Origin of the sequence: Enterococcus sp. PF1-24 (genome assembly GCF_029893325.1) — a bacterium.
In the GTDB taxonomy this organism is placed as follows: domain Bacteria; phylum Bacillota; class Bacilli; order Lactobacillales; family Enterococcaceae; genus HY326.
The window spans coordinates 152,413-171,088 of record NZ_JARXWL010000001.1 but is presented as its reverse complement, the minus strand read 5'-3'; the positions used below and the strand labels follow the sequence as shown (position 1 = coordinate 171,088).

General features: G+C 36.7%; 17 protein-coding genes. 15 read left to right on the top strand and 2 right to left on the bottom strand.

Going from position 1 to position 18,676, the window contains the following annotated elements:
- Positions 1 to 2 precede the first annotated feature (2 nt).
- The 6 genes from ligA (at position 3) to M2139_RS00780 (ending at position 7,200) form a co-directional block, all read left to right on the top strand.
- Positions 3 to 2,030 (top strand): NAD-dependent DNA ligase LigA, encoded by a 2,028-nt coding sequence (gene ligA, locus M2139_RS00805; RefSeq protein ID WP_280736871.1) that lies wholly within the window; start codon positions 3 to 5, stop codon positions 2,028 to 2,030.
- 192 nt (positions 2,031 to 2,222) lie between these two features.
- Positions 2,223 to 2,528, top strand: coding sequence for an Asp-tRNA(Asn)/Glu-tRNA(Gln) amidotransferase subunit GatC (gene gatC / locus M2139_RS00800; RefSeq protein WP_280736870.1), 306 nt, complete (start codon positions 2,223 to 2,225; stop codon positions 2,526 to 2,528).
- Entirely contained in the window at positions 2,528 to 3,997 is a 1,470-nt protein-coding gene (gene gatA, locus M2139_RS00795) for an Asp-tRNA(Asn)/Glu-tRNA(Gln) amidotransferase subunit GatA (RefSeq protein WP_280736869.1), read from the top strand. The genes gatC and gatA overlap by 1 nt, the downstream gene beginning before the upstream one ends.
- A complete protein-coding gene (gene gatB, locus M2139_RS00790; protein ID WP_280736868.1) occupies positions 3,997 to 5,427 on the top strand; it encodes an Asp-tRNA(Asn)/Glu-tRNA(Gln) amidotransferase subunit GatB in 1,431 nt (476 codons plus the stop codon). Before gatA ends, gatB begins: the two co-directional genes overlap by 1 nt.
- Positions 5,428 to 5,438: 11 nt before the next feature.
- Entirely contained in the window at positions 5,439 to 6,473 is a 1,035-nt protein-coding gene (locus tag M2139_RS00785; RefSeq protein WP_280736867.1) for a diacylglycerol kinase, read from the top strand.
- A gap of 136 nt (positions 6,474 to 6,609) precedes the next feature.
- Positions 6,610 to 7,200 (top strand): hypothetical protein, encoded by a 591-nt coding sequence (locus tag M2139_RS00780; protein WP_280736866.1) that lies wholly within the window; start codon positions 6,610 to 6,612, stop codon positions 7,198 to 7,200.
- A 153-nt stretch (positions 7,201 to 7,353) separates the two neighbouring features.
- Here the strand turns inward: M2139_RS00780 and gap are convergent, their stop codons facing one another.
- Entirely contained in the window at positions 7,354 to 8,364 is a 1,011-nt protein-coding gene (gene gap / locus M2139_RS00775; protein ID WP_280736865.1) for a type I glyceraldehyde-3-phosphate dehydrogenase, read from the bottom strand.
- A gap of 380 nt (positions 8,365 to 8,744) precedes the next feature.
- Between gap and obgE the strand changes: the two genes are divergently transcribed.
- From obgE to tnpA, 5 genes are all read left to right on the top strand, one after another.
- The gene (obgE, locus tag M2139_RS00770; protein ID WP_280736864.1) at positions 8,745 to 10,058 is read left to right on the top strand and encodes a GTPase ObgE; all 1,314 of its coding nucleotides are present in this window, start codon (positions 8,745 to 8,747) and stop codon (positions 10,056 to 10,058) included.
- 136 nt (positions 10,059 to 10,194) lie between these two features.
- On the top strand, positions 10,195 to 10,983 hold the full coding sequence (locus M2139_RS00765; RefSeq protein WP_348522587.1) for a polyphosphate polymerase domain-containing protein: 789 nt from the start codon (positions 10,195 to 10,197) through the stop codon (positions 10,981 to 10,983).
- Between the two features lie 45 nt (positions 10,984 to 11,028).
- Positions 11,029 to 11,715 carry a DUF4956 domain-containing protein gene (locus tag M2139_RS00760; protein WP_280736863.1) on the top strand — a complete coding sequence of 229 codons (687 nt, stop codon included), beginning with the start codon at positions 11,029 to 11,031 and terminating at the stop codon, positions 11,713 to 11,715.
- 17 nt (positions 11,716 to 11,732) lie between these two features.
- Positions 11,733 to 13,598, top strand: a complete 1,866-nt coding sequence (locus tag M2139_RS00755) for a carbohydrate-binding domain-containing protein (protein ID WP_280736862.1) — start codon at positions 11,733 to 11,735, stop codon at positions 13,596 to 13,598.
- A gap of 210 nt (positions 13,599 to 13,808) precedes the next feature.
- Positions 13,809 to 14,264 carry an IS200/IS605 family transposase gene (gene tnpA / locus M2139_RS00750; protein ID WP_280739524.1) on the top strand — a complete coding sequence of 152 codons (456 nt, stop codon included), beginning with the start codon at positions 13,809 to 13,811 and terminating at the stop codon, positions 14,262 to 14,264.
- A 79-nt stretch (positions 14,265 to 14,343) separates the two neighbouring features.
- Here tnpA and M2139_RS00745 read toward each other — a convergent pair whose 3' ends face one another.
- On the bottom strand, positions 14,344 to 14,592 hold the full coding sequence (locus tag M2139_RS00745; protein ID WP_348522586.1) for a ferredoxin: 249 nt from the start codon (positions 14,590 to 14,592) through the stop codon (positions 14,344 to 14,346).
- Positions 14,593 to 14,724: 132 nt separating this feature from the next.
- Here M2139_RS00745 and M2139_RS00740 point away from each other — a divergent pair, with 132 nt between their 5' ends.
- The 4 genes from M2139_RS00740 to cmk all read left to right on the top strand — a co-directional run bounded on the left by M2139_RS00740 (position 14,725) and on the right by cmk (position 18,533).
- Positions 14,725 to 15,747, top strand: a complete 1,023-nt coding sequence (locus tag M2139_RS00740; protein WP_280736860.1) for a helix-turn-helix domain-containing protein — start codon at positions 14,725 to 14,727, stop codon at positions 15,745 to 15,747.
- Positions 15,740 to 17,158, top strand: coding sequence for a RecQ family ATP-dependent DNA helicase (locus tag M2139_RS00735; protein WP_280736859.1), 1,419 nt, complete (start codon positions 15,740 to 15,742; stop codon positions 17,156 to 17,158). Before M2139_RS00740 ends, M2139_RS00735 begins: the two co-directional genes overlap by 8 nt.
- Before the next feature lie 92 nt (positions 17,159 to 17,250).
- Positions 17,251 to 17,790: an SAG1386/EF1546 family surface-associated protein gene (locus M2139_RS00730; RefSeq protein WP_348522589.1), complete on the top strand. Its 540-nt coding sequence runs from the start codon at positions 17,251 to 17,253 to the stop codon at positions 17,788 to 17,790.
- Between the two features lie 71 nt (positions 17,791 to 17,861).
- The gene (cmk, locus tag M2139_RS00725) at positions 17,862 to 18,533 is read left to right on the top strand and encodes a (d)CMP kinase (protein ID WP_280736857.1); all 672 of its coding nucleotides are present in this window, start codon (positions 17,862 to 17,864) and stop codon (positions 18,531 to 18,533) included.
- Positions 18,534 to 18,676 lie beyond the last annotated feature (143 nt).

The following is an 18,676-nucleotide window of genomic DNA, read 5'->3' as shown; positions in this document are numbered from 1 at the left end:
GCATGACTATGGTAGAAAAAAATGTAGCTGCAAAGCGTATCGCAGAATTACAGACTTTACTGAAAAAATATGCTCATGAATATTATGTTCTTGATCAACCAACGATTGCGGACTTTGAATACGATCAGTTATATCAAGAATTAGAAAATTTAGAAGCAGAATATCCGGCATTTATTACCGAAGATTCACCAACACAACGAGTGGGAGGCAAGGTTTTAGCCGGCTTTGAAAAAGTAACTCATGAAGTCCCTTTGTATAGTTTAAATGATGTTTTTAATAAAGAAGAACTTTTGGCCTTTAATCAACGAGTTGAAAAAGCTTTGGAGCGCCAAGTTTCTTATATTTGTGAATTGAAAATTGATGGCTTATCCATTTCTTTAAAATATCTTGACGGAAAATTTGTGCAAGGAGCGACTCGTGGCGATGGTTCGGTGGGCGAAAACATTACGGAAAATTTGAAAACCGTACAATCCATTCCCTTAACTTTAACAGAAGCGATCTCTTTAGAAGTTCGTGGCGAATGTTATATGCCGAAAGCTTCTTTTGCTAAGTTAAATCAAGAGCGAGAAGAAACTGGTCAAGAAGTTTTTGCCAATCCCCGTAATGCAGCTGCTGGCAGTTTGCGGCAACTAGACACTAAAGTGGTTGCTAGCCGAAATTTAAGTACTTTTTTATATACGGTGGCTGATTTCGGTCCTTTAACAGCTGCGACACAAGACGAGGCTTTGCAAGAATTAGCTAAATTAGGTTTTCGGGTTAATCAAGAACGCAAATTGTGTCAAGATATTGAAGAAGTTTGGCAATATATTGAAGAATTTCATGATAAACGTAGTCAATTACCTTATGAAATTGACGGAATAGTGGTTAAAGTCAATGAATTTGCCTTACAAGAAGAACTTGGCTTTACTGTTAAAGCACCGAGATGGGCAGCGGCTTATAAATTTCCGCCAGAAGAAGCGGAAACGACGATTCTTGATATTGAGTGGACGATTGGTCGAACTGGCGTTGTAACGCCAACAGCCGTGATGGAACCTGTACAAGTAGCCGGAACGACGGTGGGGCGTGCTAGTTTGCATAATGTGGATTATATTCGCACAAAAGATATTCGCTTAAATGATGCGGTAATCATTTATAAAGCCGGCGATATTATTCCAGAAGTTTCCCACGTTTTAGTGGATAAACGTCAGCCGGATAGTCAACCTTACGAAATGCCTAAACATTGTCCAGTATGTGAAAGTGAATTGGTTCATTTAGAAGACGAAGTGGCTTTACGCTGCATCAATCCTAAATGTCCAGCTTTATTAAAAGAAGGACTAAGTCATTTTGTTTCTCGTAATGCTATGAACATTGATGGCTTAGGACCACGAGTGATTGCGCAAATGTACGATACAGGTTTAGTTAAAGATGTTGCTGATTTATATAAATTGACCGAAGAACAATTGTTAACGCTGGATAAAATCAAAGAAAAATCGGCGGATAATATTTTAAAAGCAATTGCTGCTAGTAAAGATAATTCTTTAGAGCGTTTGTTGTTCGGTTTAGGAATCCGCCATATCGGCGCTAAAGTTGCTCAAATTTTAGCGGAATATTTTGGTGATTTAATGACTTTAAGCCAAGCGACAGTGGAAGAAATTGCTGGTATTGCAGGCTTAGGTGAAACAATCGCCAATAGCGTAGCGACTTATTTTGCTAACGAAGAAGTTCATCAGCTACTGAATGAATTACAGGTGGTGGGCCTTAATCTTGAATATAAAGGTTTGCGAAGTAGTGACTTAGCTGAAATAGAATCACCATTTAAAGAAAAAACGGTCGTTCTTACGGGGACGTTAACCCAATATAAACGTCCAGATGCCAAAGCTGCTATTGAAAGCCTTGGTGGCAAAGTAACTGGTAGTGTTTCTAAAAAGACTGATTTAGTTATCGCTGGAGCAGAAGCAGGTAGCAAGCGCACCAAAGCAGAAAGTTTAGGGATTGAAATTTGGTCCGAAGAACAAATGATTGCGGCGATTGAAGCAAGTACACCAGCTTAGTTGACAGTAAAATAAGTAGCAAAGAGCTTAATTAGTAACATCGTCATGAGATAAAAATATAATTTTATAAAAAAACCGGAAAAATTCCCTGAATTATTACAGAAAAACTAGAAAAATATGATAAAATAGGGAGAAATAAATTTTAATGGTTGAATAACAGCAAAAGTTAAAATAGAAAAGGAGTCAAAGTGAATGGCAATTAGCGAAGAACAAGTTAAACACGTAGCTAAATTAGCAAAACTTTCTTTTAGCCAAGATGAATTGCATGGTTTTACTGAGCAATTAGGCAAAATTATTGATATGGTTGAATTATTAGAAGAGGTAGATACCGAAGGCGTGCCTTTTACTTCTAATGTTGCGCAAGCAATTAATGTGATGCGGGAAGATGTAGCTGCTGACGGTTGGAATCGCGATGAATTAATGCGCAACGTTCCTGAATCAGAAGATGGTTATATTAAAGTACCAGCAATTATTGATAACGGGGAGGCTGGTGCATAATGGAAAAATTATATGATAAGTCTTTAGTTGAATTACACAATTTATTAGTTTCTAAAGAAGTAACTTCTCAAGATGTAACTGCAGCGACTTTAGCACGAATTAAAGAAACTGAACCAGAAGTTGACGCTTTTATCACAGTTTGTGAAGATAAAGCTATGGAACTTGCTAAAAACATGGATGCTAAAGGCATTGATGAAGCCAACGTTTTAGCTGGTTTACCAATTGGTATTAAAGATAATATTGTAACTAAAGATATTTTAACTACCGCAGCTTCTAAAATTTTATATAACTTTAATCCTGTTTATGATGCAACAGTTATGGATAAAGTGTACCAAGCAGATATGATTCCAATTGGTAAATTAAACATGGATGAATTTGCCATGGGAGGAAGTACCGAAACTTCTTATTTCAAGAAAACTAAAAATGCTTGGGATTATAGTAAAGTTCCTGGCGGTTCTTCTGGTGGTTCAGCTGCAGCTGTGGCCGCTGGTCAAATTCCAGTTTCATTAGGAACAGATACTGGTGGTAGTATTCGTCAACCTGCAGCTTTTAACGGGATTGTCGGTATGAAACCAACTTATGGTCGGGTTTCTCGTTTTGGCTTAATCGCTTTTGGTTCTTCTTTGGATCAAATTGGCCCGTTAACTCGTACTGTTACTGATAATGCGTTAACTTTAAATGCAATCAGTGGTTATGATGCTAAAGACGGCACTTCTGCTGGTGAAACTGTACCAGATTTTACTGCTGGTTTAACTGGTGAAATTAAAGGCATGAAGATTGCTTTACCTAAAGAATATTTAGGAGAAGGCGTTCATGCAGATGTTAAAGCAGCTGTCTTAAAAGCGGCAGAAACTTTCAAAGCTTTAGGGGCAACAGTGGAAGAAGTTAGTTTACCACATTCAAAATATGGGGTAGCTGTTTATTATATCATCGCTTCTTCTGAAGCAAGCTCAAACTTACAACGTTTTGACGGTATTCGTTATGGCTATCGTTCTGAAAATGTTAAAAATCTTGAAGATGTTTACGTAAACTCTCGTAGTGAAGGCTTTGGCTTAGAAGTGAAACGCCGGATTATGTTAGGGACGTTCTCTTTAAGTGCCGGCTACTATGATGCTTACTTTAAAAAAGCCGGTCAAGTACGGACTTTAATTATGGAAGATTTCCAAAAAGTCTTTGCGGATTATGATTTGATTATTGGGCCTGCTTCACCAACGGTTGCTTTTGGTATCGGTGAAAATATCAATGATCCGATTTCGATGTATATGAGTGATCTTTTAACCATTCCAGTTAACTTAGCTGGTTTGCCAGGAATGTCAATTCCAGCTGGTTTTTCTGAAGGCTTACCGGTGGGTTTACAATTGATTGGTAAACACTTTGATGAAGCAACAATGTATCAAGCTGCTTATGCTTTTGAACAAGCAACAGATTTCCATAAACAAAAACCTGTGATTTTAGGAGGGAATGCCTAATGAATTTTGAAACAGTCATTGGATTGGAAGTCCATGTAGAATTAAAAACTAATTCAAAAATCTTTTCACCAGCGCCAGCTCATTTTGGTGCAGAACCTAATAGCAACACCAACGTCATTGACTGGGGCTACCCAGGTGTTTTACCCGTAATGAATAAAGCAGCCATTGAATTTGGTATGCGGGCAGCGTTAGCTTTAAATTGTGAAATTTCTAAAGATACACATTTTGACCGTAAAAACTATTTTTATCCTGATAATCCCAAAGCTTATCAAATTTCTCAGTTTGATCAACCGATTGGTCATGATGGCTGGATTGAAATTGAAGTAGAAGGTAAGAAAAAGAAAATCCGCATTGAACGGGTGCATTTAGAAGAAGATGCTGGTAAAAATATGCATGGTATCGGTGGTTATTCTTATGTGGATTTAAACCGTCAAGGTACACCGTTAATCGAAATCGTATCAGAAGCTGATATGCGTTCCCCTGAAGAAGCTTATGCTTATTTAGAAGCTTTACGCTCAATCGTACAATTTACGGATGTTAGTGATGTGAAAATGGAAGAAGGTTCCATGCGTTGTGATGCCAATATTTCTTTACGTCCTTATGGTCAAGAAGAATTTGGTACTAAAACTGAACTGAAAAACTTAAACTCAATGACTTTTGTCAAAAAAGGTTTAGCTTTTGAAGAAATTCGCCAAGCGAAAGTTTTACTTTCTGGTGGTGTAATAGAACAAGAAACTCGCCGTTTTGATGAAACAACTAACAAAACTATTTTGATGCGGGTTAAAGAAGGCTCTAGTGATTATCGTTATTTCCCAGAGCCAGATATTCCCAAATTTGTAATTGCAGATGAGTGGATTGAAAAGGTTCGTGCTAGCTTACCAGAAATGCCGGCTTCACGTCGTCAACGTTATATTAACGAACTTGGTTTGCCTGAATATGATGCAATGGTGCTAACTTTAACTAAACAAATGTCAGATTTCTTTGAAGATACTTTAAAAGCTGGCGCCGATGCAAAACAAGCTTCTAACTGGTTAATGGGTGAAGTTTCCGCTTATTTAAACAGTGAAAAATTAGCCCTAGAAGAAACAAAATTAACACCGCAAAACTTAGCTGAAATGATTGCTTTAATTGAAGATGGTACAATTAGTTCTAAAATGGCGAAAAAAGTCTTTAAAGAATTAATCGAAAATGGCGGAGCTGCTAAAGAAGTAGTTGAAGCCAAAGGTTTAGTTCAATTATCTGACCCAGCACAATTGCTACCAATTATTAATGAAATTTTAGATAACAATGAAAAATCTGTTGAAGATTTCAAAAACGGAAAGGACCGGGCGGTTGGTTTCTTAGTAGGCCAGATTATGAAAGCCACTAAAGGCCAAGCCAATCCAGGCATTGTTAATAAATTACTAAAAGAAGAGTTAGCAAAAAGATAAGAGGGACAGTAATGAAGAAAGCACGTGTCATTTATAATCCAACTTCTGGTAAAGAATTGTTGAAAAAGAATTTAGCAGATATTTTGTTGGCTTTAGAGGAAGCTGGCTTTGAAGCGAGTGCTTATGCTACTACGCCAGAGGAAAACTCAGCTAGAAATGAAGCTACGCGAGCTGCTAAAGCTGGTTTTGATTTAATAGTTGCAGCCGGTGGTGACGGAACAATTAATGAAGTCGTTAATGGGATTGCACCCTTAGAGAAGCGTCCTAAAATGGCGGTCATTCCAGCGGGGACAACTAATGATTATGCCCGGGCCTTAAAAATTCCGCGCAATAATATTAAAGCAGCTGCTGAAGTCATTAAAAAACAGCAAACCGTTCGCATGGATATCGGTAAAGCCAATGAAAATTATTTTATCAATATTGGAGCAGGTGGCTATTTAACTGAATTAACCTATGAAGTTCCGTCTGAATTGAAAAGTATTTTTGGTTACTTAGCTTATTTAGTTAAGGGAGCAGAAATGTTGCCACGAGTGAAGCCAATTAAAATGTATTTAAAATACGATGATGGCGAATATGATGGCGATGCTTCTATGTTTTTCGTTGGGTTAACTAATTCAGTGGGTGGTTTTGAACAAATTGTGCCAGATGCTAAATTGGATGATGGTAAATTTTCATTGATTATCGTTAAAACCGCTAATATTTTTGAAATTGCTCATTTGATTGCTTTAATGATTAATGGCGGCAAACATGTGAAAGACCCGCGGATTATTTATACGAAAACAACCAAGCTTTTTGCCAAAACTTATGATAACAAAAAGCCAATGATGATTAATTTAGATGGCGAATATGGTGGCAATGCACCGATGAATTTTGAAAATTTGCAACAGCATATTGAATTTTTTGCTAATACTGATGCGATTCCTGATGAAGCAATCACTGGAATTGACGAGCAAGAAAATAGCTATGAAGAAGCCAGTAAAGAGTTTGTCAAAGAAGTGGAACGCTTAGCTTACGAAGATATTGATGGTGATGGCAAAGTTTCATAAAGGGGTATTCTTTCCCAGAAACTTAAACAAAATTTTTATAATTTGCAAATGGGACTAAGGTACTATTGCCTTAGTCCCATAATTTCGGTAGAATGTAAACAAAAGGATTCACATTTTGTTGCTGGGGGATAAGTAGTTGAAATCTATTTTTATTTTGTTAACACGGTCAGATACTTATATTTCTAAAATGATTTATTTAGCGACTGCCGATAAATATACGCACGCATCAATTTCTTTTGATAAGAATTTAGGTTCTTTATATAGCTTTTCACGAAAAAAAGTTGATTACCCATTACCAGCTGGGTTAATTAAGGAAAATTTGTTAAAAGGCTACTATGAAAAATGTACGGCGATGCCCTGTGCTTTATATGAAATCAAAGTGCCAAAGAAAAAGTATCATCAAGCGAAACGTGAAGTAGAAAAGATGTATCATAATGAAGAAATGTATCGTTATAGTATTATTGGCTTAATTTTATGTAAATTCGGCTTTGCTTTTCCAAGAAAAACCCATTATTTTTGTTCACAATTCGTTAGTGAAATTTTACAAAAAAATGAAATTCTTGATTTGCCAAAAGAGCCATCTTTAATGCGTCCATCTGATTATATGAGTGTTCCTGAGTTAACTTGTCTGTTTGAAGGAACTTTAGATGAATTACTATTTGAAAAGCAATTAGCTTTAATGGTAGAAGAACAAAAAATGTTTTCAATGGATATTTTAGCGAAATAAAGCAACAAAACTCAGTTAACTTTTGCAATTATCGCAAAAGCTAACTGAGTTTTTATTATTAAAGTGAAGAAGAAATTCATGGCAGAAAATGTCGCTATAATTTTATTCTTGCACTTTAGTCGAGAGCAATAAAGAGCTATCTTCGCTTTTTTTCTACAAATTAGCGAATTTTTCTAATAAGCGAATCATTTGGCAGGTAAAACCATATTCATTATCATACCAAGAAACGGTTTTTACTAATTGGTAATCGCCGGCGGTAGTAATTTCGGTTTGAGTAGGATCGAAAATAGAACCGTAAGTTGAACCAATTACATCACTAGATACGATTTGACGATCATCATAACCAAAGGAAGGATTGTCAATCGTATGTTTTTTCATGGCTTCATTGACTTCATCAACCGTTACTTTTTTCTTCAAAATAGAAACTAATTCGGTTAAAGAACCGTCAACTACCGGTACCCGTTGTGCATGACCTTGTAATTTACCATTTAATTCAGGAATTACTAAGCCGATTGCTTTGGCAGCACCAGTTGAATGAGGAATAATATTATCAGCCGCTGAACGTGCAGCTCGTAAATTACCACCCCGCACAGGTCCATCTAATAACATTTGGGTAGAAGTATAAGCGTGAACAGTTGTCATGGTTCCCACTTCAATTCCAAATTCATTATTTAAGAAATAAGCCATTGGCGCTAAGCAATTAGTGGTACAAGAACCGGCTGAAATAATTTTGTCATCAGCAGTAATCGTATCACAGTTGACATTATAAACGATGGTTTTCATTGCACCAGCCGGAGCTGAAATCACCACTTTTTTAACGCCAGCGGCTAAGTGGGCTTGGGCTTTTTCTTCGGAAGTATAAAAACCAGTACACTCTAAGACGATATCAACGCCGTTTTCTTTTACCCAAGGAATTTTACTGGCATCAGCTTCTGCATAAACGCGAGTCTTTTTGCCATCAACCATAATGGCGTCCTCAGTAGCTGTTACGTTTCCGGGATAGTTGCCATGAGTAGAATCAAATTGCAGCAATTGCGCTAAAACAGTCGGGCTTGTTAAATCATTAATCGCCACCACTTCAATATCATCAGAAACTTCTTTAATTCGGCGAAAGGCTAAGCGACCAATTCGACCAAATCCATTAATACCAACTTTTACTGTCATAAAAAATTCCTCCTATAGTAAGTGGCTAATTGCAAAATTAAAATAAATCTTACGCTAGCAACTTTAATTACATATAATCAATGCAGGCTCTCGCGAAAAGCACTACAGTTTGAAAAGAAAAATTTTTCCCTATAGGCTAAGTTTGCTCGCGATCCGTTTTTTTGTCAAAAGATAAGCTTTACTAAATTTCTCATAAATAAAATGACGGAATTAACAAATATAAGTTTAGACATATCACAAGAAAAGAACTTTCCTTAAAGATAAGTGAGATTTTATTGCTGAAATCATGGACAAATTGCAAGCTGACCGTTAAAATAAAGTGGGCTTTTGTATTTTGTGGAGATTCAGAAGATAGAAATTATTGAATGGAGGACGTTTAAATGTCCATGTTTTTAGATCAAGTTACAATTGATGTTAAGGCAGGCAAAGGTGGCGATGGAATGGTTGCCTTTCGCCGTGAAAAATATGTTCCAGATGGCGGACCCGCTGGTGGCGATGGGGGCCGCGGTGGTGATGTTGTCTTTGTAGTAGATGAAGGTTTGCGGACTTTGTTAGATTTTCGTTTTAATCGTCATTTTAAAGCACAACCAGGTGAAAATGGCATGAGTAAAGGGATGCACGGGCGCGGTTCTGACAGTTTATTTGTTAAAGTTCCTGCCGGTACCACTGTTCGCGATGCAGAAACTGGTGCTTTAATCGGTGATTTAGTTGAAAATGGTCAAAGTTTAGTTGTTGCTCATGGTGGTCGTGGCGGTCGTGGAAATACTCGCTTTGCTTCACCAAGAAACCCTGCACCAGAAATTGCTGAAAATGGTGAACCTGGTCAAGAGCGAAAATTAGAGTTAGAGTTAAAAGTTTTAGCTGATGTTGGTTTAGTTGGCTTTCCTTCAGTGGGAAAATCAACGATTCTTTCTGTTATTTCAGCTGCCCGTCCTAAAATTGGCGCTTATCATTTCACGACTTTAGTTCCTAATTTAGGAATGGTAAATACCAGTGATGGCCGCAGTTTTGTAGCCGCTGATTTACCAGGCTTAATTGAAGGAGCTTCTCAAGGAGTAGGTTTAGGCACGCAATTTTTACGTCATATTGAGCGGACACGGGTTATTTTACATGTCATTGATATGAGTGGCATGGAAGGTCGTGATCCTTATGATGATTATTTGGCAATTAATAAGGAATTAGCTGAACATAACTTACGTTTGTTAGAACGACCACAAATTATTGTTGCTAATAAAATGGATATGCCTGATGCAGAAGAAAATCTAGTTTTATTTAAAGAAAAAATTGTTGCTGAAAAAATGGATGAATTTGCAGATGATATACCGATTTTTGCAATTTCTGGGGTTACTCGTAAAGGAATTGACAATTTATTGAATGCTGCTGCTGATTTATTGGAAACTACACCAGAATTTCCAATATATGATGAAGAAATTGAAGAAGATGTGGTTAATTATGGCTACCAAGCAGAAGATGCTGGTTTTGTCATTGATCGGGAAGCCGATGCTTCTTGGACTCTTTCTGGTGAAAAACTTGAAAAATTATTCCAAATGACTAATTTTGACCATGATGAAACTGTAATGCGTTTTGCGCGGCAGTTGCGGGGCATGGGCGTTGATGAAGCTTTACGGGCTCGTGGCGCTAAAGACGGCGATATTGTTAGAATTGGTAATTTTGAGTTTGAATTCGTTGAGTAAATGATTAATTTTTGAAAGAAATATGAATTTTTTCGGAAAAAGTCCTCCTAAGGTTACTTAGGAGGGCTTTTTTAAGTTTCATTTAAGCTGCGTTAGCTATTTTATAACTACTTTATAGAATAGGATGAAATAAATTATGGTGAAATTAAAAAAAGTTTTTCAACGGAAAGAGAATAAATATGGGTTATCTTTTGAAACTTATGACTTATTGATAAAAGCAATTCAACCATATATGTCAGAAGATAAATATGGTCTACATACTATATTGTCTTTGTATTATGATACGGAAGATTATCAATTAATTCGTCATTCAATGGAGAAACCACGCTACAAAGAAAAATTTCGCTTGCGTAGTTATGGTGTACCTAATGAAAATTCTCAAGTATTTTTAGAGTTGAAGAAAAAAATTCAGGGAGTGGTTTATAAAAGACGCTTAGCTTTAAATTATCAACAAGCTCAAAATTATCATCAAAACTTTCAAACATATCCTTTAATTACGGGCAAAGAAAAGCAGATTCAAGAGGAAATTGATTGGGTGCTCGCTCGCTACCAACTAAAACCTAGCGTACTAATCGCTTATGATCGCTGTGCGTTTCATTTAATTGACGATGAAGAATCGGATTTTCGGATTACCTTTGATGCCAATATTCGTTATCGCAAAGAAGAGTTGGATTTACTTAAAGGCTGCCAAGGAAAATTAGTGGCACCAGAAATTGCGATTTTAATGGAGGTCAAGGCGATGGGCGCTTATCCAGTTTGGTTTACGCAAATACTCTCCCAATTAAACATTCACAAAATATCATTTTCTAAATATGCCCAAACTTATCAGCGCTATATCTATCCTAAAGAAAGTAAAAGTGTAATAAAGCAAGAAGAAAAGTTAATTATTACCCAAGAAAAAGCAAAACTATCTCAAGTGATTTAGTTTAAGTTTTAAATAAAAATATATCAGTAGAAATGGAGTTTTAAAATGTTAACTAGTTTATTATTTGATGCCAGCGGAAATAGTGTGGCGGTTACTTTAAGAAGTTTAATTCTTTGTACGGCAACAACGATTATTTTAGGGATTTTAGTAGCTTTGGTTCATATGTATCGTAATATTTATTCCAAAAATTTTGTAGTGACCTTAGCGGTGATGCCGGTTTTAGTGCAGTTGGTGATTATGTTAGTCAATGGTAATTTAGGTACCGGCATGGCGGTTTTAGGTGCTTTTAGCTTGGTGCGTTTTCGTTCTGTAGCAGGTGGCTCAAGAGAAATTACTTCAATTTTTTGGTCAATGGGGATTGGTTTAGCGACAGGCATGGGTTATGTTGGCTATATTATCTTATTTTCTGGAATTGTAGCGGGTTTTAATCTTTTATTGAATGGTTCTCATTTTGGTGAAAAGCAAAAAGTTGCGGAAAGAGAATTACGAATTTCGATTCCAGAAGATTTAGATTATCCAGGCTTATTTGATGATTTATTTACTGAATATACTTATCAAGCAACTTGTGAATCGGTACGCACCACAACTATGGGTTCTCTTTATGAATTACGCTATTTAGTCAAATTGAAAGATATTCAAAAAGAAAAAATGTTAATTGACGCCATCCGCGTTAGAAACGGCAATTTACCAATTATCTCTGGTAAAGTAGCAAAAAATAAAGATGAATTATAGAATTGAGGAGGATAGCTATGAAAAAACACAAATTTTTAATGAGTTTAGTCGCAATAACATTAACTGCTTGTAGCCAATCAGCAGAGGTCACCACAGATAGCACCACAGAAGCGACAGAAACTTCGGAAACTGCGAGTTTGTCAACTGCTACAAGCTTAACTAAAACAGCCGGGCGCTATGGTAGCTATCAAACAAGCGATTTTGATAGCTCTTATGACGAAGCCACAGCAACTAAGATTCAGTTGCAAGAAACTTCAGCAGAAATCACAGGAAGTGGTGCCAGTGAAGCAGACGGCATTATTACCATTGACAGCGGGGGAACTTACCTTATTAGTGGCAGCTATCAAGGGATGATTCAAGTTTCAGCAGATAAAGATTTAGATAAAGTTCAAATTGTTTTGAAAGATGCGACAATTACCAATGATGATTTTCCCGCAATTTATGTGGAACAAGCAGAACAAGTGATGGTGACTTTAGCTGAAGGCAGTGTCAATACCTTAACTGATGGTGAAAATTATAATTTTGCTACTACTGAGGAAGACGAACCTGATGCTACTCTTTACAGTAAAGATGATTTAACAATTAATGGTAGCGGAAAATTAATTGTAAATGCCAATTATAACAATGGTATTCGCGGCAAAGATGATTTGGTGATTACAGGTGGTATTTTTGAAATAAAGGCAACCAACAACGGCATTAAAGGGAAAGATTCTTTATCAATTGCGGAGGGAAGCTTTACAATTGAAGCAGCTGGCGATGGGATTCAAGTCAATGGAACAGAAGCTGAAACTGGTTGGTTGGCTTTGGATGGTGGCGAGTTTACCATTCAAGCCGGAAATGACGGTATCCAAGCTGAAAGCCAATTTGCTGCATCAGCTGGCAAAGTAACGATAACGACGGTTAATGGTGCTGATAGTGAAAATTTAACAACTACGGAAAGTTATAAAGGAATTAAAGCAGGAAGTTCCTTAATTATTGATGATGGCGAGTTCGAGATTAATTCGGCAGATGATAGTTTACACAGCAACCAAGATGTTGTGATTAATGGTGGCACGCTTCAATTAGCCAGTGGTGATGATGGGGTACACGCAGACCAACAGCTATTAATAAACGATGGCGTTTTAAACGTTACTGAATCCTATGAAGGTTTAGAAGCTTCTATCATTGAAATTCAAGGCGGTAGTCTCGTTGTTCATGCGACTGATGATGGTTTAAATGCTGGTGGTGGTAGCGATGAAGAAACGACTACAGGCAACTTCGGAGCAGACAGTTTTGCAGCTGGCCCTAAAGGTGGTATGGGCGGTGGAATGACTGCTGATAGTAGTAAAAAAATTATAATTGCTGGCGGAAAAACCACTGTAGTTGTTTCTGACGGTGATGGAATTGACAGTAATGGTGATGTAGAAATGACTGATGGCTTATTAATTGTTGATGGGCCCGTTAGCGGTGGCAATGGCGTATTAGATTATAATGGTACGTTCACATTATCTGGTGGCCAGCTATTAGGTATCGGTACAGCTAATATGGCGCAAACACCTAATGAAGATTCACAACAAGCTAGTTTAGCAGTCGCTTTGGAGAATCAGCAAAAAGCTGGTGGTAGTTTAGCAATTCAGACAGATAATGACGAATGGCTTACTTACACACCACAAAATACTTTTACTTATTTAGTTCTTAGTGATAGTTCTTTTGAAATTGATAAAGAAGTCACGATTACTTATGATAAGCAAGCATTAGGAAGCTATCTTTTAACAGATAACGTAACAACATCAGGGAATCTTTCTATGGTGGCAGGTGGTGGTGGTCATCCTAGCGGGGAACGGCCGACTAATCCACCAAACAGAAATCCTGAAGAGGATTTGCAAGCAGAACCACCCGCATAATCTAAAATTGATAAACTTAGTTAGCTTGATTAAAAATTGAGCTAACTGAGTTTTTTTATTATTGACTTTAGTCAGTTGAGTGAGTGAAACGAGCGAAACAGAAAACCACCTGCTATGCGGGTGGAAAACAAAAGGTTATACCAAAAAGTCCCTTCAATCGTTAAAATATAGTTGTTCAGGCCATATTGAAAACGAGAGGAAGGGATAAAAATGGCTAATAAAACAAATAGTTTAGCCCATACAAAGTGGATGTGTAAATACCACATTGTATTTACACCAAAGTATAGAAGAAAAATCATTTACAATCAATACCGAGCAACTATTCAAGAGATAATAAAGAGATTATGCAAATATAAAGGTGTTGAGATAATAGAAGGACATATGATGCCCGATCATGTTCATCTGTTGTTGAGTATACCACCGAAGATGAGCATATCAAGTTTTATGGGATATCTAAAAGGAAAAAGTGCATTGATGATATTCGATAAGCATGCAAATTTGAAATATAAGTTCGGAAATCGACATTTTTGGGCAGAAGGATATTATGTAAGTACAGTAGGATTGAATGAGGCGACCATCAAGAAGTACATTCAAGAACAAGAAAAACATGATATAGCATTAGATAAATTGAGTGTCAGAGAATATGACGACCCTTTTAAGGGTTAGAGAGTGATACAGCCACCTCTTGAGAGGTGGGCAAAAGAGGCAAAGCCAGCGTCTTTAGGCGCTGGCCGGTTTTAGGGGCTTATAGCCCCAGAGCAAACCACCCTTTTGAAGGGTGGTGCTGATTAATAACGATTGCCCGCACGGGACATTTTTTGGCGGCATGCTTAAGTTTTGCTTGATTTTCAAGAGGAAAATTCATTGTTTTAGCTGTTTGATTTGTAGTAAAAAGCACTAAGCCTTCATCAGTATAATCAAAAATAGCAGGAGCAATCACTTGGCATAAGCCACAAGCAATACATTTTTCTGGGATAATTTGGCAGTTAATCATTATTTTTTTGACAAAGTTTCTTTTTTCTAAAAAGAGTAAAAAAATTCAAACTTTTGTCATCCTTTCTGTTATCAAAATAAGGTATAATTAAATTGTTGCAACGCAACATTTTATAAAAATGGGAGAGAGCTAATGGATAAATTCATTTTAACTTTGTTTTCTGAAGAGAGCAAGCTGAAAGAACGTTCTTTTTATCATGTTTTAAAAGGTAAACGCTCAGCTTCAAGTTTAATGGCGGCATTTTTAAATGATTATTTATCTGTCTTTGGCATGTATCCTAAATTATCGGAAGTAGCTTACCAAAAGCAATTGGCAGAATGGGTGGACCAACAATATTTATTGGTAACCGCTGAGGGTTATCTGTTAACTGTAAAAGGTGCCAAGGAAAAAGCGGCATTAACGGAGAAGCTAGCTTTAAACCATTTGAATTTTTTTCAATATGGTCGTAGTGCTACCGAAGCTTGGCAGTTAGTTAAATTTGCGGTGCAGGTAGTTTCTTATTTACAAGCAGGCCGCAATGATTATTTACCGATTGAAACGAACTTTCTTTTAGGGCAGCAACTTAAATTTTGGTTAAAAACTGAGTCAAAAATTACGGTAATCAAGAAGTTCCCTCAAGAGTTATCGCAAATCTTTAAGCAAATGCCACAAGCTGAGGCTGATTTTTTAGCGAGGCAATTTTCTGGGGTTAACAGAATTGGCAAAACTGCTTATCAATTGTTAGCTGATAGCGCTAAAGAACGACAATTTTTGCAAGAGCAACAAGCGATTCATCATTTTCTCTTTTTACTAGAGCAAATGAAGGCGTCGCTAACTTATCAGTTAGTTCAACCGATTTTGCAAAAACGCTATAACCAAAGTATGATAGCCACGAAATCGTTGATTTTAGCAGGGGATACTATTGAAACGGTTCAAAAAAAGCGGCGGTTAGCTAAAGGGACAGTTTACGATCATTTGTTAGAGTGGGCGTTGTTTGATGAAGATTTTCCTTATGAAAAATTTTTAACCTGGGAAAATACACAGCCTTTAATAACCTTAACCAAACCAATCAGAGAACTGCAATATCGAGAAGTTACTGAAATTTCCGCAGTTGATTATTTTACTTTTCGACTTTATCAAATTCAAGAAATTCGTGAGGGTGAAACTAGTGATTAATGAAGCTCAGCTATATCAAGTGTTGCAAGAAAAATTTCATTTTAGTCACTTTCGCGAAGGGCAAGAGGAGATTATTCAGCAATTGCTTAGTGGTAAAGATACGCTAGCAATTTTACCAACGGGTAAAGGCAAATCGCTATGCTATCAGCTAACTGGCTATTTATTGCCAGGGACAGTTTTGGTGGTTTCGCCTTTGATTTCTTTGATGGAAGATCAAGTCAGTCAGTTGCAAAAACTGGGTGAAAAAGCAGTTGTTGCTTTGAATAGTAATTTATCTCAGCCTGAAAAAAATTGGTTACTGCAAAATTTAGCCAGCTATAAATTTATTTTTATTAGTCCAGAAATGTTAAGGCAGCCCGCCGTTTTTAAAAAGATTCAACAGTTACAGTTAGCTTTATTTGTAGTGGATGAAGCTCATTGTTTATCAATTTGGGGCAATGATTTTCGACCAGAATATCGCCAATTAGGCGGGATTTTACAGCAGTTAAATTCACCATTACTCTTAGCATTAACCGCCACAGCGACACCGAAAGTAGCGGAGGATATTAAGCAATTATTATTTCATAAAAGTTTTCATTTAGTCAGAGAATCGGTTGAAAGACAAAATATTAGTTATTTTGTAGAAAAAACTGCTGAAAAAGAGCAACGCTTGCGGGAAATTCTTTCAACTGTAGCAGCACCAGGAATTATTTATTGCAGTACCCGTAAAAAGGTTGAAGAATTGTACCAAATTTTTTCAGGAGAATTTTCAATTGGTTATTATCATGGTGGCTTAGCTAGCGGGCAGCGGCGCCAATTACAACAGCAGTTTTTAGCGGGAGAATTAACTTGGTTATTGGCAACTAACGCTTTTGGCATGGGGATTAATAAAGGCGACATTCGCACGATTATTCATTATGATTTGCCAGAAAGCATTGAAAATTATCTGCAAGAAATTGGTCGTGCCGGTCGTGATGGCCAAGCTAGCCAAGCAATTTTATTGTACAAGCAGCATGATGAACAAGTTCATTACTATTTTCAAAAAAACTTGCGGGAAGAACGCCAGCTATTTAGCGATTTCTTGCAAGGTGAACTCAATATTGAAAAAACGGAACTTTCAGAGTTGCAGCAAAAATGGCTTGCAGAAGCTGAGGAAGTCGGTGCTGCGACTGAACTTATGCAACGCTTAAAAATTCACGAAGCAGAAAAACGCCAGCAATTATTGACAGTCTTAAATTATATTAATGAAGAAAACTGTCGCCGGGAATTTTTATTAAAGCATTTTGCTGAAAAAATAACGAAAGTTCCTGAAAAGTGTTGTGATTATCATCAAAGCCAGCTGCTATTAGCTGAAAAACCAGCCAAACCAACAAAACTTTCAACTGAAAATGAAGCTTGGCAAGTAATTTTAGAAAAAATTTTTAAAGAATAAAATAAAATTGTAATTTAGAAACCACAAATAAAAGGAATATGCTATAATGACAAGTGACAGTATTTTGGGAGGTAGAGAATAACGTGAGCAAAATGAACGATCAGAAAAAAAATAGAGCAACTGAACCTTGGGAGCAGACTATATATGACACCGAGTATGAAACAAAGTCTTCAAGGATGCAACAACGCAAGAAAAAAAGAGGTAACACTTTTTTCCTAACGTCAATGTTAATTATGCTATTTTTAATTATTGCGGTACTTTTTGTAGCTTATTATATCTTTAAGAATTCATTTAACGAGCCGAAGACTGCTGCGACATCAACAACTAGTTCATCATTAGTGGTTTCTTCTGAAACCAACCCAGCAATCGCTGATCCTTCAACCGATTCTGTGGACAATCAAGGAATCCCTGGTGAAGGTAATGGTTATTCAGATCCAATTGAAAACCAAGACCCACAAGCTGAGGATGGTTTAGAAGAAGAGGGCGAAGCAGAATACGCTGAAATTTATGCGGGCGACGGACCTTATGCTTTTGCGGAACGCAATGGTATTTCTGTAGATACTTTATATTCTTTAAATGGTATTGATGAATACTATGTACTTTTACCTGGTGAATATTTACGTATTAAATAAAAAACTTGATACAGCCTCTTTCTATAAGGAGGCTGTATCTTCTTGTAATCAATCATAAAAGAGGTCATTGAATGAAAAAAATCAGTATAGCAATTGATGGACCAGCCTCATCTGGTAAAAGTACAGTTGCCAAAATTTTAGCAAAAGATTTTAATTATATTTATCTGGATACCGGCGCAATGTATCGCGCGGTAACTTATTTAGCGATTCAAAATCAAGTTGGTTTTTCTGATGAGGAAAAATTGGCGGAATTAATTGATAACTACGAAATTTCTTTTAAACAAGCGGATGAGGGGCAGTTAGTTTTTACCAATCAAGAAGACGTGACTTTAGCGATTCGTCAGCCCGAGGTCACTAATGCAGTTTCTGAAGTATCTGCGCAAAAAATTGTGCGAGAAAAATTAGTAGAAAAACAGCAAGCCTATGGCGTTAATGGCGGCGTGGTGATGGATGGCCGTGATATTGGCACAGCCGTGTTGCCAAATGCTGAAGTGAAAATTTTCTTAATTGCTAGCGTGGAAGAACGGGCACAACGTCGTTATAAAGAAAATTTAGCTAAGGGAATTAATACGCCTTTAGAGCAGTTGCAAGCAGAGATTCAAAAGCGAGACCATTTAGATTCTACCCGAGAAATTTCACCTTTAGTGAAAGCTGAAGATGCGATTGAATTAGATACGACAGGACTCTCTGTAATTGAGGTTGTTGCTGCTATCAAAGAGATTATTTTCAAAAAAAGTATATAAATTTATTTTTTTTGATAAATGTTGGTTAAGTGCTGTTTTTTTGTTATTTATAAAAGCTCTGTAAGCTAGTTTTGAAAAGGAAATCGGCTGAAAAGATTTTATAGAATTGAGAATTTTTTTCAAAAAAAGTGCTATTTAAAAAA

Coding starts and splice junctions, on each gene's coding strand:
- tnpA (WP_280739524.1), top strand. CDS start 13,809: ATGGCTAATAAAACAAATAGTTTAGCCCATACAAAGTGGATGTGTAAA.
- obgE (WP_280736864.1), top strand. CDS start 8,745: ATGTCCATGTTTTTAGATCAAGTTACAATTGATGTTAAGGCAGGCAAA.
- gatB (WP_280736868.1), top strand. CDS start 3,997: ATGAATTTTGAAACAGTCATTGGATTGGAAGTCCATGTAGAATTAAAA.
- gap (WP_280736865.1), bottom strand. CDS start 8,364: ATGACAGTAAAAGTTGGTATTAATGGATTTGGTCGAATTGGTCGCTTA.
- M2139_RS00745 (WP_348522586.1), bottom strand. CDS start 14,592: ATGATTAACTGCCAAATTATCCCAGAAAAATGTATTGCTTGTGGCTTA.
- M2139_RS00765 (WP_348522587.1), top strand. CDS start 10,195: ATGGTGAAATTAAAAAAAGTTTTTCAACGGAAAGAGAATAAATATGGG.
- M2139_RS00730 (WP_348522589.1), top strand. CDS start 17,251: ATGAACGATCAGAAAAAAAATAGAGCAACTGAACCTTGGGAGCAGACT.
- M2139_RS00755 (WP_280736862.1), top strand. CDS start 11,733: ATGAAAAAACACAAATTTTTAATGAGTTTAGTCGCAATAACATTAACT.
- M2139_RS00740 (WP_280736860.1), top strand. CDS start 14,725: ATGGATAAATTCATTTTAACTTTGTTTTCTGAAGAGAGCAAGCTGAAA.
- gatA (WP_280736869.1), top strand. CDS start 2,528: ATGGAAAAATTATATGATAAGTCTTTAGTTGAATTACACAATTTATTA.
- M2139_RS00760 (WP_280736863.1), top strand. CDS start 11,029: ATGTTAACTAGTTTATTATTTGATGCCAGCGGAAATAGTGTGGCGGTT.
- ligA (WP_280736871.1), top strand. CDS start 3: ATGACTATGGTAGAAAAAAATGTAGCTGCAAAGCGTATCGCAGAATTA.
- gatC (WP_280736870.1), top strand. CDS start 2,223: ATGGCAATTAGCGAAGAACAAGTTAAACACGTAGCTAAATTAGCAAAA.
- M2139_RS00785 (WP_280736867.1), top strand. CDS start 5,439: ATGAAGAAAGCACGTGTCATTTATAATCCAACTTCTGGTAAAGAATTG.
- cmk (WP_280736857.1), top strand. CDS start 17,862: ATGAAAAAAATCAGTATAGCAATTGATGGACCAGCCTCATCTGGTAAA.